This is a genomic window from uncultured Maricaulis sp., from assembly GCF_947259345.1.
GTDB lineage: Bacteria > Pseudomonadota > Alphaproteobacteria > Caulobacterales > Maricaulaceae > Maricaulis.
The window spans coordinates 137,990-153,413 of record NZ_CAMYLS010000005.1; the positions used below are offsets into that span (position 1 = coordinate 137,990).

Here is a 15,424-nt window from a genome sequence, read left to right on the forward strand (position 1 = left end):
CGATGAACGAAACTGCAGACGCCCTCCGCATCGATGTCTGGCTCTGGCATGCCCGCCAGTTCAAAACGCGCAGCCTGGCCACGGCGGTGGTTCAGAAGGGCCGCATTCGCCTGACCAGCGCCGGCACCACACGCCGGATCGGCAAGCCTTCGGCCCTGGTGCGCGCAGGCGACACATTGACCCTGCCCCGCAATGACGGGATCGTGCGACTGGAAATCCTTGCGCTGGGCACGCGGCGCGGCCCCGCCTCGGAGGCGCAAGCGCTGTACCGGGTCGTCGAGGATGAAGAGACGGAAGCCAGCCATGTTTGACGCCATTCGCAGCTTTTTCGCCCCGGCCGAAGCCGACCTGCGTCCGGAAACCGACCCCCATATCGCGGCCTGCACCCTGCTGGTCGAGGCCGCCCTGGCCGATGGCATTTATGCCGATTGCGAGCAGGCACAGATCCGCACTATCCTGGGCAGCGCCTTCGGCCTGTCTGCGGCCCGGGTCGCCTTTGTCCTGGAACAGGGCGAGGAGTTGGCCGAGAGCGCGGTCGATCACCACCGCTTCACCAAAGTGGTGAAAGCCTGCCTGTCACGCCAGGAACGGATTGGCCTGATCGAACAGCTCTGGCTGGTCGCGCTGGCCGATGGCGAGAAATCGCCCTTCGAAGAGGCCTTCATCCGCCGGATCGGGCCGCTCCTGGGGATTGAGGACCGGGATCGCATCTTCGCGCGAACACGTGCGGAAGCCCAACTGCGGACCCGTTGACAAAAACGCCGTCGCAGCCCATGTCCCGCGCGGCATCCCTGCCCATGACACCGTTCAAAATCAAGTTCTGGCCAACATGACCTATATTGTCACCGACGCCTGCGTGCGCTGCAAATATACGGACTGCGTGGAAGTCTGCCCCGTCGACTGCTTTTACGAGGGCGAGAATTTCCTCGTCATCCATCCCGATGAGTGCATCGATTGCGGTGTGTGCGAACCGGAATGCCCGGTCGAGGCAATCAAGCCCGACACCGAGGATGATCCGGACGGCAAGTGGCTGGCCGTAAACTCGAAATTTGCCGAGGTCTGGCCCAATATTACCGTACGCAAGGACGCCCCGGCCGACGCGGATGCGATGGCCGAGGAAAGCGGGAAATACGAGAAATACTTCTCCGAAAAGCCGGGCAGTGGCGACTAGCCCCAAGGGGTTAAGCAACGCCTACCGTTTGGAAATAGCCGAATTTTGTGCTATGTTCTCCACATTGATGGGTAGCGCCTGTCGCGCCGCCTGCCTTTCTACACGGTGATTTGCGCGCAGACTTTTCGATCTCAGAGCCGGGTGGGTGCCGGAAGTCCTTTGAGAGCGATCTGCGAGCTTTTGCGTTTCCGTGCGAGCAAGGCCCAAAGAGAGAGCATCCATGACGAAAAACGACAAGTCTTTCAAAAAGGGCGACTTTATTGTGTATCCCGCACACGGCGTTGGCCGCGTAACGGGTGTTGAAAAAGACAGCGTAGCCGGCTTCGAAATCGAGGTTTACGTCGTCACCTTCGAACAGGACAAGATGACGCTGCGCGTGCCGACCGCCAAGACCGAAGCGTCTGGCATGCGGCCCCTCTCCAGCGACAAGATCGTCAAGGACGCGCTGAAGACCCTCAAGGGCAAGGCCAAGGTCAAGCGCACCATGTGGAGCCGCCGGGCCCAGGAATATGAAGCCAAGATCAATTCCGGCGACCTGATCCAGATCGCGGAAGTCGTTCGCGACCTGCACCGCGCCGAAGATCAGCCGGAACAGTCCTATTCCGAACGCCAGCTCTACGAGTCAGCGCTGGACCGCATGGTTCGCGAACTGGCCGCCGTCGAGGAAATCGAGCACGAGGCCGCCCGCGAAATGCTGTCGACCTCCCTCGCCAAGAAAGTCGCCGCCTGATTCACGCAATCAGGCCGCGAGACTGATACGAAACGCCCGGCCTTTTGGTCGGGCGTTTTGGTTCTTGGAGTGGGGGTTGCCAGAATTCCCGCAATCCAACCGTCATCCCCCGGTGGCCGCAAAGCGGCCATCCCGGGGGACCTCGACCACCCGGCAGGCCGCCCTCGCCTCACCATCCCCGCTTCGCACGGCGTCTGAAGCGCCGAGGTCCCCCGGATCGCGGCGATGCCGCGACCGTGGGATGACGGTGGGTAGTGGGGGCGGAATTGGCTGGGTGCGCCGTGGAAGCAATCGCGCGCCGCGCGGAGATATCCATAGATAACTTGGCAGCCAGCCAGCCGTATCCGGTTCTCCAGCTCAAGGGTGAAACCGCGCAGCGGCGCTCTCGCGCCCTTGACCTGGAAAACCGGATGCGGCGAGGTCTTGGCAAGGGATATATGGAATGGTGGGCGCCGCGGCGCCAATCTTCCAAAGCCTCCGCCCCTTTTTCCCGGTCGCGCCCTGGCGCGACCGGGACCGACGGGAGGCTCATCGCTGGCCGGACGGTTTCGTTGGTCCCGGGTCTTCGCCCAGTGGTGCACGGGTGATCAGCCCGCCTTACCCGCCATGTGATCCGAAACTCCGGTATGGGCGTAAGACCTCCTGAAGCGAAGGAGGACCACCATGACGACCGCCAAGGCCGCCACTGCACGTTCTGCCCACCCGTCTGCCGCCCGCGATGCCGGCGAGCAGCGTTTCGTCAAATCCGCCATGGCGCGGCCCCTGCTCTCCCGCGAGGATGAGAGCGAGCTGGCCCGGCGCTGGCGTGATGATCGCGATGAGGCCGCCCTGCACGAACTGACCGAGGCCCATATGCGCCTGGTCATCGCGGTGGCCGCCAAGTTCAAACGCTATGGCCTGCCCTTCTCGGACCTGATCCAGGAGGGCAATATCGGCCTGATGAAGGCCGCCGAGCGCTTCGAACCGGAACGCGATGTGCGTTTTTCGACCTATGTCACCTGGTGGATCCGCTCCTGCATCCAGGATTATGTCCTGCGCAACTGGTCGATCGTGCGGACCGGCACCACCTCGGCCCAGAAATCCCTCTTTTTCAATCTGCGCCGCATGCGCGCCCGCATCGGTGATCTGGAGGGCAGCTCGATCTCGCCGGAGAACCGTGAGCAGATCGCCCGGGACCTCCGCGTGCGCGAGAGCGATGTCGACACCATGGTCATGCGCCTCGGCGCTTCGGACCGCTCGCTCAACGCCCCGGTGGGCGATGAGGAAAACTCCCAGTGGCAGGACTTCCTGGTCGACGAGAATGCGGCCCCTGAAGTCGAGGTGATGGAAAGCACGGACAGCGCCAAGCGTTCGGCCTGGCTTGGCCAGGCGATCGAGGGCCTCAATCCGCGCGAACAATTCATCATCCGCGAACGCCGCCTCAGTGAGGAAGGTTCAACGCTGGAAACACTGGGGCAGACCTTGGGCATTTCCAAAGAGCGCGTGCGCCAGATCGAAAGCGCCGCCCTGACCAAATTGCGGGCCCATTTGTGCAAGGTCGTGGGCGACCCGGTCGAGGCCGGCCTCATCCCCAGCCAATAGAGCACTCGCCTGACAGCACTGCGTCAACGAGGCGGCCATGGTACCGCGGAGCCCTCCCTCCGCGGTACCAAATCGCAGCAGGCCTGCGCGCGGCAGTCCCATTGATGCTCACCGGGGACGGGCGTCAGCGGGATTGTCTTCCAGCACTTCAAGGCGCGCGATGTGATCGAGACGGATCATGGGTCCGTTCTCCTCGACCAGCCAACCGCGAACCCGCACGCGCCGACCCAGAAGCGCCTCCGGCCCCAGATCGGCGTCGAGGAAAGCCTGGCTGTCGCCGGCATCGATCCGGACCGTGAAATCGCTGCGATAATCCGATCCGAAATTGAGATATATGCGGCCGGAATCGAGCTGAACGGCATCGGTCACCCGGCCCGCCACGATCTGCGCCGAGCCAATGTCCTGCGCTCGGGCATCGGGATTTGTGTCGCGGATGCCATGGGCGGGATCCTGCCATAGCCCGCGCCGGCCCTCCCGGGCCTCGGCCTCGAGCCTGAGCAAGACCGCTGCATGGGCCTGATTGTCGGCATGACTCATCACACGAGCGAGACCCGCGGCCACCAAGCGGGCCTGAATCCAGACCGGTGCGGCGCCCGCACCCCCCGACCCGGTCGCCGTCGGTGAGACAGACACATGCGCCAGCGCCCGGGCATAGCGGTCGCGCCGCAAGCCGGAATAGGTGAGCGCCAGGCTCTGCCCGGCGAGCCGGTCCGCCAGCCAGGCCTCGGTCTCAGCCGGCACCGGCGTATCAATCTCTGCCAGACGCACTTCCAGCACACCGCCAGGGGTTTCCAGCTGGAGGGTGAGCGCGCCGGCCATGCCGATGAAACGCCCGTCCTCGCCAGCCTCACCTTGCGGCGGCCCCACATCCGCGATGGTGGCTTCCACAAGCGGCGCCATGCCGTCCTCATCCATCGCCTGGATGAGAGGCGGAGCCGGACTTTCCGGCGCGTTCCGGACGCTGCCGGACCGCTGCGCTTCTGCATGGGGGCCGGGACGGGATTCAGGCGTGCCTTCCGGCGCTGCTGCGGTGGGCTCACAGGCTGCGAGACCCAGGACGAGACAAACAGATCGATGCATGTCTGCACCTCCTCTCTTCGCCCCTTGCTGACCCTCACACAAATATACACTTTATAGTTGCACACTTCAAGCCGGCGCATGCCGAATGCAGGCCCGGTGCGCCGCCGTTTACCATTCCGTTTACTATCTCGCGCTAATCCTTCTCGCGACACTTTCAGCCAGGGACACCCCTACGATGAACGCCTACGCCTATACCGATGATGCCGCTGCCCATGAGGGCGCCACCACCGACGCTCACGCCATCGCTGAAGCCGTTGGCGAATCGGCGGCCCGCGCCTCGCAGGGCGCAGAGGCAGCCCAGGTGGCCCGCGATGCAATGAACCAGGTCGAGGAGTCCAGCCAGGTCCTCGAGCGGCGGGTCGAAGCGCTGACCGATGCCTCGCAGCGCATCAATGCGATCCTCTCGACGATTGAAGCCATCGCCAGCCAGACCAATCTGCTCGCCCTGAACGCGACCATCGAGGCCGCCCGAGCCGGTGATGCCGGTCGCGGCTTCGCCGTCGTTGCCGGCGAAGTCAAAGCCCTTGCCGGCCAGACTGCCAAGGCGACTGAAGACATCGCGTCCCGGATTGCGGCCCTCGACAATGAGGTCAAGGAAATCCTCGACGGCGTGCGTGGCTCCGGTCAATCCGTGGCCCGCGGCAAGGTCGCCGTAGACCAGATGACAGAGGCGACCCAGCAAGTCGCACACCAGCTCAACACGCTGCGCGACCAGGTTCGCTGAGTCGACCCCCAGCCAAGTGAGACAGCAAGGGCGGGCGCCGAAAGGCCCCGCCCTTTTGCGTGTCTGGCCCTGCTGCCCGCTTGCCTGCGGCGGGACGGGGCCTAGACTGGGAACATGACTCATCATGTCGACCTCTTCTGGTCCTTTCGCAGTCCCTATTCCTATCTCGCCCTGCCGCGTCTGATCGCGCTGGAGCAGGACTGGGACCTGCGGATCAATGTCCGCCCCGTGCGCCCGCTGGCCTTGCGCCAGCCGGACTTCTTCGAACGTGAAGATCCGCTCTGGATGGGCTATCTGCTAACCGACGTCCTCAGGCTGGCCGAGTATCTGGACATGCCGATCGGTCTGCCCTCGCCCGATCCGGTGGTCATGGAGACGGACCGCAAGCGCGCCGCGACCGTGCAGCCACACATTCATCGCCTGACCCGGATTGGACTGGCTGCGGCGGAGACCGGCCAGGGCCTGGCAGCGCTTCATGCCCTGTCGACCCGGATCTGGTCCGGAAACCCCTGGAGCGAACCGGGTATGTTGGAGGACGCGCTTTCCAGCTGCGGTCTCGATGCCAGTGCCTTGATCAGGACGGCAGAGAATGAGGCGGACAGGCTGGACGCCGTTCTTGCAGACAATGAAGCCGCGCTCACGGCCGCGGGGCATTGGGGTGTTCCGACCCTCGCCCATGACGGCGAAGCCTTCTTCGGCCAGGACCGGATCGACTTGCTGGTGTGGCGATTGAAACAGTCCGGGCTGACGGCCCGGAGCGAACCGCACCCGGCTGTCAGCACGCTAGATGGAGCGTGATTTCAGGATTGCCTCTTCCGGCGCGGAGAGGAAATCCGACAGCGCGTCAATCGAAAGGGGCTTGGACAGGAGATAACCCTGTATCCAGTCGCTGCCGAGCAGTTTCAAGGCGGCGAGATCGGTCTCCGTTTCAACCCCTTCGGCGACAACTTCCAGGCCAAGATTGTGAGCCAGGTCAATGGTCGACTTGATCAGCATGCGACCGCGTGTATTGGCATTCAGATTGGACACGAATTGCCGGTCCAGCTTCAGCTCATCACTCGGAATCATCTGCAGATAGGCCAGGGAAGACTGGCCGGTTCCATAATCATCAATCGAGATCCGGGCGCCCGACTCACGCCAGGAATTGAGATGCTCGATGGCCTTCTCCGGATTGGTCATCACAGCCGTTTCGGTGATCTCGAACGTGATGGGCCCGGCGGCGCCGACAATCATGGCGCGAGCCTTGCGCGCAAAATCCGCATCGCCAACGAGCGCACCGGAGATATTGATGGCGATGGAGATCGGCTTGCCCGCTGCCAGCAAGCGCTTCTGATCCGCAATGCTCTGCTGGATCGCCCATTCGGTGAAGGGGCGGATATGCCCGGTTTCCTCGGCTTGCGGAATGAACTGGTCCGGCGAGATGAAGCCACGTTCGGGATGGAACCAGCGGCTGAGCGCCTCAACGGATTCAAAGCGGCCGGTACGCACATTGAGCTTGGGCTGATAGTGGAGCGACATCTCGCCCCGCTCGGTGGCCCGCATCATCTCACTCATCAATGACAGGTTCGCCGCCGGATTTCCGTACAGCTCCCGGTCAAATTCGGCGTAGGGCAAATTGAGACGACGCGCCTGGTCAATCGCCACATGGGCCTGGCGTATGGCTGTTTCGGGATCCTCATCATGCGCCAGACCACAGATGATACCGACATCGATATTGAGATCGTCGACCTTGACGGCGACCTCGAACAAACCGGTCACGTCCCGGGCGACATCATTCGCCTCGCGCGCGTCGGCGGAGGACTGTAACAAGCCGAACAAGCCCGGCAGGAGCCGGTAGACGGTCACCGGATAATTGCCCCCGGCCAGGCGTGCGGCGACGGCTTGTTCAAAGCGGGAATAGACGCGGTAACCGAGCGCGCCCGACAAGTGTTTGCGCCGCTTGATCTGCACCGCGATGACGACCGGCACCTCGCCCGTCTCGGCCTTGACCTTGTTCAGGTCGCGCAGCATTGCGGCGTGTGTGGGCAGCCCGGTATTGGTGTCCGTATAGAGGACTTCGGACAAGGCCAGCGCTTTCGCGCGCGCCACCCGGCTCCTCGCAAAGACGAGACCGGCCAGGAAGAGACAAGCCACGCCGACACCCAGGGCAATCATCAGGTTCCGGGCCTGCCGGGCCCGCGCCAATTCGAGCGCCTGCTCAAGGCCTTCCGAGCGCAATTGCTGGATTTCGAGTTCCTGTTCAGTGAAGTCGAACTGGGCGCCGACGAGTGCGCTATTGGCCGAGGTCGCGAAAGCCGCGCGCTCATCGGTCAACCGCTTGAACGCCTGCAAATGGGAGAAGGCCGACACCCAGTCACCGTGTGCGGCGTAGATTTCGGCGGCGCTGCCATGCAATTCCATATAATTCTGCGAGGTCGTCTCAACATCGACATCGCGGAAAGCCACGCTCAGAAAGCGGACCGCCCTCTCGGATTCGCCGCGACCGTGCGCGATCTGCGCCCGGATTCCCCAGAAGAAGCGCACCCATTCAAACGTGCCATCATCCTCGACCAGGCTGAACGCGGCATCGATTGAGGCCTCCGCCCGATCGTAATCCGCCTGCTCGACCTGCATATTGGCCAGATTGTTGAGCACGCGCGCCTCGAGAATGGTGCTGCCCATGGAATTGGCGAGGGTCCGCGCCTGCTCGAAGGAGGCGGCAGCCTCCTCATAACGACCGAGTTGGGTCAGGGCATTTGCCAGATTGTTATGGGCGGCCAGGTCGAGTGATGGATCCTGGTAACGGGCCAGCGCATTCCTGAAATACTCCACCGCCCGCTCGTACTGCTGGGCGTCGGAATAGATCGATGCCATCGATTGAAGCGCAATCGACTCGCTGCGGCTCTCGCCCAGATCGCGGTAGATTTCATAAGCGCGCTGATAATTCTCCAGCGCATCGCCATGCTCACCGAGCACTTTCTCGATCCGCCCCAGGGAGGTGAAGATGTCGGCGAGAAGCTGCGTCTCGGCCGGCACCTCGCCCAGGCGCGCGAGCGCATCCAGCGCGATCGGATGGGCGTCTTCGGCGCGGCCCATACGGGTCAGCGCCTCCGATTGAAGCCACCAGGCCGTTGCCATGGCTTCATCGCGCTCATCAATAATGAGTCGCCGCGCCAGATCTTCGGCACGTTCGGACAGCGACAGGGCCGCCGTGGGGTCACGCATCATCGCGACCCGGGATGCGTCGACAGCTTCTGCGAAATCATGGATCGTTTCAGGGTCTTGCGCCTGCACGGCGGATGCCGCCAGAGCCAAAACCAGGCTCAGGACGCATGCAATCATCGCCAGTGGATATGCAAGCAACCGCACAGCTAATCTCCGAAAGCGCCCCACGGGACGATTTTGAAGCTTGACCGTACCAGTCTTGGTTAAAGGAATGCCTAATGGGCCCGCCCGCGAGACCTGTGGCACAAAGGAAAAGGGCCGCCGGCTTTCGCTGACGGCCCCCTTTCAACGCACTGCCGAGTGGATCAGAAGCGCATTTCGAAGCGTACTCCGCTGGTCGCGGCCGAGAATTCCGAGACCTGCTCGTCACCGGACAATTGCTGGCGACTGAAGACGCTCAGACGGCGATCGGATGATCCCAGCTCGGTCGCATAGATGACCTCGGCATAGACTGGCCGACGGCCACCCAGCTCCCACACATCGCTTTCGACACCCAGCTCTCCGGTTTCCCGGTCGGTGACCGCCATGCCTGTATAGCTCAGGGCGCCACGTTCGATATGCAGCGGCTGAACCATGCTCAGACGGACACCATCATTGTCCGAGAACAGGGCCTGATACCGGACCGAGACCTGGGCCGCGGTGCTGTCGATACGCTCGGCAATGTCCAGCAGGCCACCATCGAAGGCGGTGGTCCGTGTCTGCGCCAGGGTCACCGAAGCGCTCATACCGAACCGGGAGGACGGCTGGGCGTCGACACCGAAGGTCAGCGCGGTCGTGTCCGCACCGCCCTCGAGGGCCAGAAGACTGCCGCCCTGGGCACCGAGCAGGCCGGTCGCCTCGTGCAGCTGCGTCAGCGAGCCATTGACCGTGACGAGGTCATTCAGCGGATAGCTGAGATCGAGATTGGCCGCGAAGGCCTGGTAAGGCGCAACACCGTCAAACAGGGCCTGCTCCTCGCCGGTGCCCGGCATCACATAGAGCGCTTGCTCATACGTGGTGGTGATACCGAAGGAGACCTGCAGATCGCTGTCCATGTCGAACGAGCTCGCCGCATAGGCACCGCCGGAGGCAAAGCCGAGAACCGGGTTCACGCCACCGCTTTCCGGACGATGGTCCGAGAAGAGGTTGAAGCCGGTCTGGCTGGACAGCGCCAGCGCGCCCTCACCGACACCGAATTTCATCGAACGCCCGCTTTCCGTGTCGGTCAGCTCGATGCCGGCATGGAAGCCCAGTTCACGGGCATAGCCGACATTCGACGGATCCAGGGTGGAGGCCGTGGCCGTCACCATCAGATTGCCGGTCTGCGAAAGCCGTTGCGAAGCGCTGCTGATATCCGAGAAGTTGGTCCCGTTCAGCGAGGCGCTGGTGCGCTCATAGATATATTGCTCGGCATAGGCATTGGCGACCGAGCTGGCCAGCGAACTGCCGACGATCAGATCATCCACCGAGACCGTGAAGTCGCGATAGCTGTCGCCGATATCCTCAAACACCGTGACGTAATGCTTGTTGGAATGGCGTAGCGAGAGACGTCCACCGGTGATGATCAGGCTCTCGGCCTCGACCGGGTCATTGTGTTTGTCCAGGCCGTAGAGATTGGCTGGGTTGAGCGGTGACATGGCGCCGGCGACATCGAGCATGCCGTGGCCATAGACCGCGTCGACACCCGGCTCGCCGAGATCGCGGGCCGACAGCAAGAGGACATCCGCCACCTCGCTGCCATCGAGCCAATACCACCAGCCCTTGACCAGCGCCGCAGCACCGGAAACCAGCGGCGCGGCAAAGGACGTCCCGGAGACACGGGTCACACCGCCCTCGCCGTCATCGACGAGCAGGAGCTCACCCGGAGCGACCAGGAAACGGTCCATCAGACGGGAGCCGGTCTCGCAGACGCCATTGGTCAGCAAGCAGGCTTCGCCCGGCGTATTGGAGAAGGACGAGATATGGCCCGTCGGATCAACCGAGCCGACCAGAATGAGATTGTCAAGGACAGAGACACCGGTCCAGTCCAGGTCGACCGTCTGAGTGATGCCGTCATTGCCGGCCGCGATCACGAAGGTCAGGTCATCGGCATGGCGCGCCACGCGATCTTGGCGGAAGACCTCGGCCCATTCCTGGTGCAGGGTCCAGCCCGGCACGCCCAGAGACATGTTGATGATAGAGGTGCCGCCATTGGCCAGGGATTCAACCCCGTCCGCAACTTCCTGCCAGCCTGCCGTATGGGACTCGTCAAACGGATTGTAGAAGCGCATCGCCGCGTGCGGGGCGACCCCCATGACGCCGACACCATCGACCGGCGCACCGATCAGGCTGGCAACGGCATTGCCGTGATTGACGTTGAGATAGTCGCGCTCGCCGCGCTGGCCGCGGAAATTGGCTCCATCGACCGTGTTGACACTGAAGTCGAGCACGCCAATGAGGGGGGCACGGCCCCAATCATAGCTGGCCGCCAGAGCCGGAGACCAATTGATGGCCGGCATCCAGTGATCGACATGGTCGACGCCGGAGAAGCCCATCAGGCTGTCATAGAAAGTCAGGAAGAATTCCGACCGCTGGCCGATGCTGACCGAGGCCAGGCTGTCCGGGTCGTCGAGATCAATACCAAAGCGCTCCAGCAGGGCGTCGAGGAAGGCCTCGTCCATGCTCTGGCCGGTGCGCGCTTCAATGGCCGCCCCGAACACGCCTTCGGCGCGATCGATGACCGAGGCCATGTCATTGGCGATCGTCGTGAAGTCACCACCCTCGGCAGCCGCCTCATTCCATTCGAGATTGAGGTCACCCCAAACCGGGCCGACCTCCTGCCAGAAGGGATTGATGTCGCTCCAGAACGGATTGATGTCGTCGCTGAAGAAAGGATTGATGTCGCCCCAGAACGGATTGATATCGCCACTGAAGAAGGGATTGATGTCCCCGTCGAAGGGATTGATGTCGCCCCAGAACGGATTGATATCCCCCCAGAAGGGCGAGATGTCGCCGTAGAAGGGATTAATGTCACCGCGGAACGGATTGATATCACCCCAGAAGGGATTGATGTCCCCCCAGAACGGATTGATGTCACCGTAAAAGGGGTTGATGTCCCCCCGATAGGGATGAAGGAATGTGTTTCCGCTGCCGTCATTTTCATCGGAATCTTGTGCATATGCAGGCATCATGGCCCCGGTCAGGGACATGAGTGCAATGGCTGCCGCTCCGGATTTCAAATACTGTCGCATGAGGACCCTCCCAGCCCAATTTCATGCGACCACTATCACTCCCCCACGTTTCGGCCCCTCTAACAGACGTTGTCAACAACCGGTTAATTGAGGCGGTGGTTAACAAGCGGTTTCCTGGCGGTCGGCACCTTCCCCTGGACTGCGAGCCCGTGCAGGACCGAAGTTCACGCTTGCGTCCGGATTTCAACTATTCCAGTTAAACGTCCTGGTCGGCCCCGTAGCTCAGTCGGATAGAGCAACGGATTCCTAATCCGTAGGCCACTGGTTCGAATCCAGTCGGGGTCACCATATTCGCGCTTGCCCAGCGCGCCCGGCAACCTTAACGCACAGCCCCCTTGACCGCACGCATATTGCAGGTGTCAACTTTGTGTCACTGGACAAGAAGGGGCTCTTCATGAGGACCAGGACGATCCTGGATCCACGCACGCCGGTCAGGCTCTACCTGCCCGCGCTGATCAGTCTGGCCGTTGTCTTTGCAGCGGGTGAAACGCTGCTTCTGACGCTGTCGCCCGGCGGGGCCAATCTCGTCGAGACTGCGGCTGCAGCCTTGCTGAGCCTGTTGATGTCCGGCCTCGTCCTCGCCCTGCAGGCCTTACGGCGCCAATCCCTGTTGCTCAAGCATGCCAATGAAGTGCGCCAACTCTCGGAACAGCGCTATGATCTGGTCGTACGCGGAATGGCAATCGGCGTCTGGGACTGGGATGTGCGCGCCGACACGCTGATCCTCTCGCCCAACGCACAGCAAATCCTGGGCGTCAGCGACACGAATGGCCCCGGCAGCTCCGCCGCATTCTTCGATCGCGTCCATCCGGACGAGACCGATACCCTGACCGCGGCGATCCAGGACCATATCGACCAGGGCGTGCCCTTCTCGCGCGATCTGCGTCTGAAACACGCGGACGGCCACTATGTCTGGTGCCATCTCACCGGCCAGGCCTTGTGGACTGGACCGCAGGAAGCCATCCGGCTGGCGGGCTCGATCGAGGACATCACGGTTGAACGCGAAGGCGAGCTCGCCCGACGCCAGAGCGAGATGCGATTGCGCGCGGTGACCCAGAGTGCCGTTGATGCCGTCGTCGCCACCGATGCGGCGGGAATCATCCTGGAAGCCAACCCCGCCTGCCAGACGATTTTCGGCCATGACCCGACCGGACTGATTGGCGAGAATGTTCGCCTCCTCACCCCCGCCGAACACAGTCACAAGCACGATTACTACATCCGGCATTATATCGAGACGGGAGCCAGTGAGATCGTCGGGAAGGTGCGCGAAGTCGAGGGGCGCCATGCCGACGGTCATGCCATCCCCATCGAACTCGCGGTCACCGAGTACAGGGAGGGCGAGGAACATATCTTCGTGGCCACCGCCCGCGACCTGTCCGATCGCAAGCAGACCGAAGCCGAACGCGAAGCCTTCATCGCGCGCCTGGAAGCCAGCAATGCGGAGTTGGAGCGCTTCTCCTTCGCAGCCTCGCATGACCTGCGGGAACCCCTGCGCATGATCGGCAGCTTTTCGCAGATGCTGAACAAGCGTTATGCCGACCAGCTGGACGCCGACGGGCGCCGGGCGCTGAATATCTGCGCTCAATCCGCCAGCCGCATGCAGGCCCTGCTGGACGATCTGATCTCCTTTTCACGCGCAAGCGATGATCTGGGCCAGGTCGAAACCTTGCTGCCCGCCGACATGATCGAGCTCGCCCGACAAAACCTCGCCGAAGAGATCGAACGCACCGAAGCCAGCTTCGCCATCATCCATATGCCGCCGGCCATGCGAGCCAATCCGACGCGCTTCCTGCGGGTTTTCCAGAACCTGATCGCCAACGCGATCAAGTATGCGAAAGTGGACGCGACACCTCGCATCCAGATTTCGGCCTCGCCCTTCGAACAAGGCTGGCTGTTCACCGTCTCCGACAATGGCATCGGCATGAAGTCGGACTATTGCGAGCAGATATTCGAACCCTTCAAACGCCTGCACTCGCCCTCGGAATATTCGGGAACCGGCATGGGCCTTGCCATCTGCCGGAAAATCGTGACCGCGGCCGGTGGTCGAATCTGGGCAGAATCCGAACCCGACAAGGGTAGCCGCTTTTACGTATACTGGCCTGACCTCGAAGCATCCGATGTTGCGGATCTCGCCGAGACCAAGGGAGAAGAAGCATGAACGCGCCCCGAAAAGGCATTGAAATCTTGCACGCCGAAGACAATGAAAGCGATGTCTTCCTGACCCGCATGGCGTTCGAGGACAGCGATTTCCGCGCCCAGCTTCACGTCGCTGTCGACGGCGAAGCCGCGCTGGATTTTCTGTTCAAGCGATCCGGTCATGAGGGTGCACCGACACCGGACTTGATCCTGCTCGATCTCAACCTGCCAAAGCTGGACGGCAAGCAGGTCCTCGCACAGCTCAAGAATGCACCGGATTTGCGCCGCATCCCGGTCATCATCCTGTCCAGCTCACGAGCCGATCAGGACATCACGGACAGTTATGATCGCCACGCCAATGGCTATATCACCAAGCCGGACGAGTTTGGCCGGATGCGGGATGTCGTCGAGGCGATCGAGGAATTCTGGTTCGGCGCGGCGACGCTGCCGGCCCGACACTAGCACCAGGCTCGGTTTCACGCCTCAGGCCAGCGTCGCCATGTCGATGACGAAACGGTATTTCACATCGCTCTTGAGCATGCGTTCATAGGCGGCGTTGATATCGGCCATGGCGATCATCTCGATATCCGAGTGGATGCCGTGCTCGGCGCAGAAATCGAGCATTTCCTGGGTCTCGGCGATGCCGCCAATGGCGGAGCCGGCGATCGAGCGACGCTTGGCCAGGAGCCGACCGACGGAGGGCGACGGATGCGCTTCGTCCGGCACGCCGACCAGGACCAGCGATCCATTGACCTTCAGGCAATCGAGATAGGGGTTGAGATTGTGCGAGGCGGCGACCGTGTCGAGGATGAAGTCGAGCGTCAAACGCTCGGCTTTCATCTGGTCGCGATCCTTCGAGATCACGACTTTGGACGCGCCGAGCCGCTTGGCATCCTCGACCTTGCCCGGTGATGTCGTGAAGAGAACGACTTCCGCCCCCATCGCCTTGGCCAGCTTGACCGCCATATGGCCGAGCCCGCCCAGACCGACCACGCCGACCTTCTGTCCCGGCCCCACCTTCCAGTGACGTAATGGCGAATAGGTCGTGATACCGGCACACAGGAGCGGCGCGGCACCGGCGCGATCCAGTGTCTCCGGAATGCGCAGAACAAAGCTCTCCTTCACGGTCACACGCTGGGAATAGCCGCCATAGGTATGGCTGCCGTCCGGCAGGCGACCATTATAGGTCCCCGTCGCTCCGGTATCGCAATACTGTTCCAGCCCTTCATGACAGTGACCACACTCGCCGCAACTGTCGACCAGACAGCCGACCCCGACCGTATCGCCCGGCTTGACCTTGCTGACGGAGGCGCCCACCGCTGCCACCGTGCCGACAATCTCGTGACCGGGAACACAGGGGTACATCGTGTTTTTCCAGTCATTGCGCGCCTGGTGGAGATCGGAATGGCAGACACCGCAATGGGTGATCTCGATCAGGACCTCGTCCTGACCCGGCTCACGCCGCTCGAAAGAAATCGGGCCCAGATCGGCGTCGGCGGACTGGGCGGCATAGCCAAGGGATTGCGGCATGGGTCGGCTCCGTTTCGATGCTTCGGTATGGAAGTCTAGGCCAGCCGCGCCAAAAACCA

The 15,424-nt window shown here is 62.5% G+C and carries 13 protein-coding genes and 1 tRNA gene; 10 read left to right on the forward strand and 4 right to left on the reverse strand.

The annotated features are described in order from the left end of the window. Positions 1 to 2 precede the first annotated feature (2 nt). The 5 genes from Q0X62_RS02460 (at position 3) to Q0X62_RS02480 (ending at position 3,482) form a co-directional block, all read left to right on the forward strand. Positions 3 to 311, forward strand: coding sequence for an RNA-binding S4 domain-containing protein (locus Q0X62_RS02460; RefSeq protein WP_297731241.1), 309 nt, complete (start codon positions 3 to 5; stop codon positions 309 to 311). Continuing rightward, a complete protein-coding gene (locus tag Q0X62_RS02465; protein ID WP_297731243.1) occupies positions 304 to 753 on the forward strand; it encodes a TerB family tellurite resistance protein in 450 nt (149 codons plus the stop codon). Before Q0X62_RS02460 ends, Q0X62_RS02465 begins: the two co-directional genes overlap by 8 nt. Positions 754 to 829: 76 nt before the next feature. Beyond that, a complete protein-coding gene (gene fdxA / locus Q0X62_RS02470) occupies positions 830 to 1,171 on the forward strand; it encodes a ferredoxin FdxA (RefSeq protein WP_297731245.1) in 342 nt (113 codons plus the stop codon). 220 nt (positions 1,172 to 1,391) lie between these two features. Further along, on the forward strand, positions 1,392 to 1,901 hold the full coding sequence (locus Q0X62_RS02475; RefSeq protein WP_297731247.1) for a CarD family transcriptional regulator: 510 nt from the start codon (positions 1,392 to 1,394) through the stop codon (positions 1,899 to 1,901). Positions 1,902 to 2,564: 663 nt separating this feature from the next. Further along, the gene (locus tag Q0X62_RS02480) at positions 2,565 to 3,482 is read left to right on the forward strand and encodes an RNA polymerase factor sigma-32 (RefSeq protein ID WP_297731250.1); all 918 of its coding nucleotides are present in this window, start codon (positions 2,565 to 2,567) and stop codon (positions 3,480 to 3,482) included. Between the two features lie 108 nt (positions 3,483 to 3,590). On the opposite strand, the gene Q0X62_RS02485 is transcribed toward Q0X62_RS02480, so the two are convergent. Next, positions 3,591 to 4,562 (reverse strand): thermonuclease family protein, encoded by a 972-nt coding sequence (locus Q0X62_RS02485; protein WP_297731253.1) that lies wholly within the window; start codon positions 4,560 to 4,562, stop codon positions 3,591 to 3,593. A gap of 175 nt (positions 4,563 to 4,737) precedes the next feature. Here Q0X62_RS02485 and Q0X62_RS02490 point away from each other — a divergent pair, with 175 nt between their 5' ends. Together Q0X62_RS02490 and Q0X62_RS02495 are read left to right on the forward strand one after the other, a co-directional pair. Continuing rightward, positions 4,738 to 5,286, forward strand: a complete 549-nt coding sequence (locus tag Q0X62_RS02490) for a methyl-accepting chemotaxis protein (protein WP_297731255.1) — start codon at positions 4,738 to 4,740, stop codon at positions 5,284 to 5,286. 114 nt (positions 5,287 to 5,400) lie between these two features. Then, complete coding sequence (locus Q0X62_RS02495; protein ID WP_297731257.1) at positions 5,401 to 6,084, forward strand: DsbA family protein; 684 nt, start codon at positions 5,401 to 5,403, stop codon at positions 6,082 to 6,084. On the opposite strand, the gene Q0X62_RS02500 is transcribed toward Q0X62_RS02495, so the two are convergent. Together Q0X62_RS02500 and Q0X62_RS02505 are read right to left on the reverse strand one after the other, a co-directional pair. Next, positions 6,070 to 8,634, reverse strand: a complete 2,565-nt coding sequence (locus Q0X62_RS02500; protein WP_297731259.1) for an EAL domain-containing protein — start codon at positions 8,632 to 8,634, stop codon at positions 6,070 to 6,072. The two genes, Q0X62_RS02495 and Q0X62_RS02500, sit on opposite strands and share 15 nt — an antisense overlap. 161 nt (positions 8,635 to 8,795) lie before the next feature. After that, positions 8,796 to 11,699, reverse strand: a complete 2,904-nt coding sequence (locus Q0X62_RS02505) for a S8 family peptidase (protein ID WP_297731261.1) — start codon at positions 11,697 to 11,699, stop codon at positions 8,796 to 8,798. A 211-nt stretch (positions 11,700 to 11,910) separates the two neighbouring features. Between Q0X62_RS02505 and Q0X62_RS02510 the strand changes: the two genes are divergently transcribed. The 3 genes from Q0X62_RS02510 (at position 11,911) to Q0X62_RS02520 (ending at position 14,297) form a co-directional block, all read left to right on the forward strand. After that, a tRNA-Arg gene (locus Q0X62_RS02510) sits at positions 11,911 to 11,987 on the forward strand. A 106-nt stretch (positions 11,988 to 12,093) separates the two neighbouring features. Continuing rightward, positions 12,094 to 13,857, forward strand: coding sequence for a PAS domain S-box protein (locus Q0X62_RS02515; RefSeq protein ID WP_297731263.1), 1,764 nt, complete (start codon positions 12,094 to 12,096; stop codon positions 13,855 to 13,857). Then, positions 13,854 to 14,297, forward strand: a complete 444-nt coding sequence (locus tag Q0X62_RS02520; RefSeq protein WP_297731265.1) for a response regulator — start codon at positions 13,854 to 13,856, stop codon at positions 14,295 to 14,297. The genes Q0X62_RS02515 and Q0X62_RS02520 overlap by 4 nt, the downstream gene beginning before the upstream one ends. Positions 14,298 to 14,318: 21 nt before the next feature. On the opposite strand, the gene Q0X62_RS02525 is transcribed toward Q0X62_RS02520, so the two are convergent. After that, positions 14,319 to 15,365 (reverse strand): NAD(P)-dependent alcohol dehydrogenase, encoded by a 1,047-nt coding sequence (locus Q0X62_RS02525; protein WP_297731266.1) that lies wholly within the window; start codon positions 15,363 to 15,365, stop codon positions 14,319 to 14,321. Between the last annotated feature and the right edge of the window lie 59 nt (positions 15,366 to 15,424).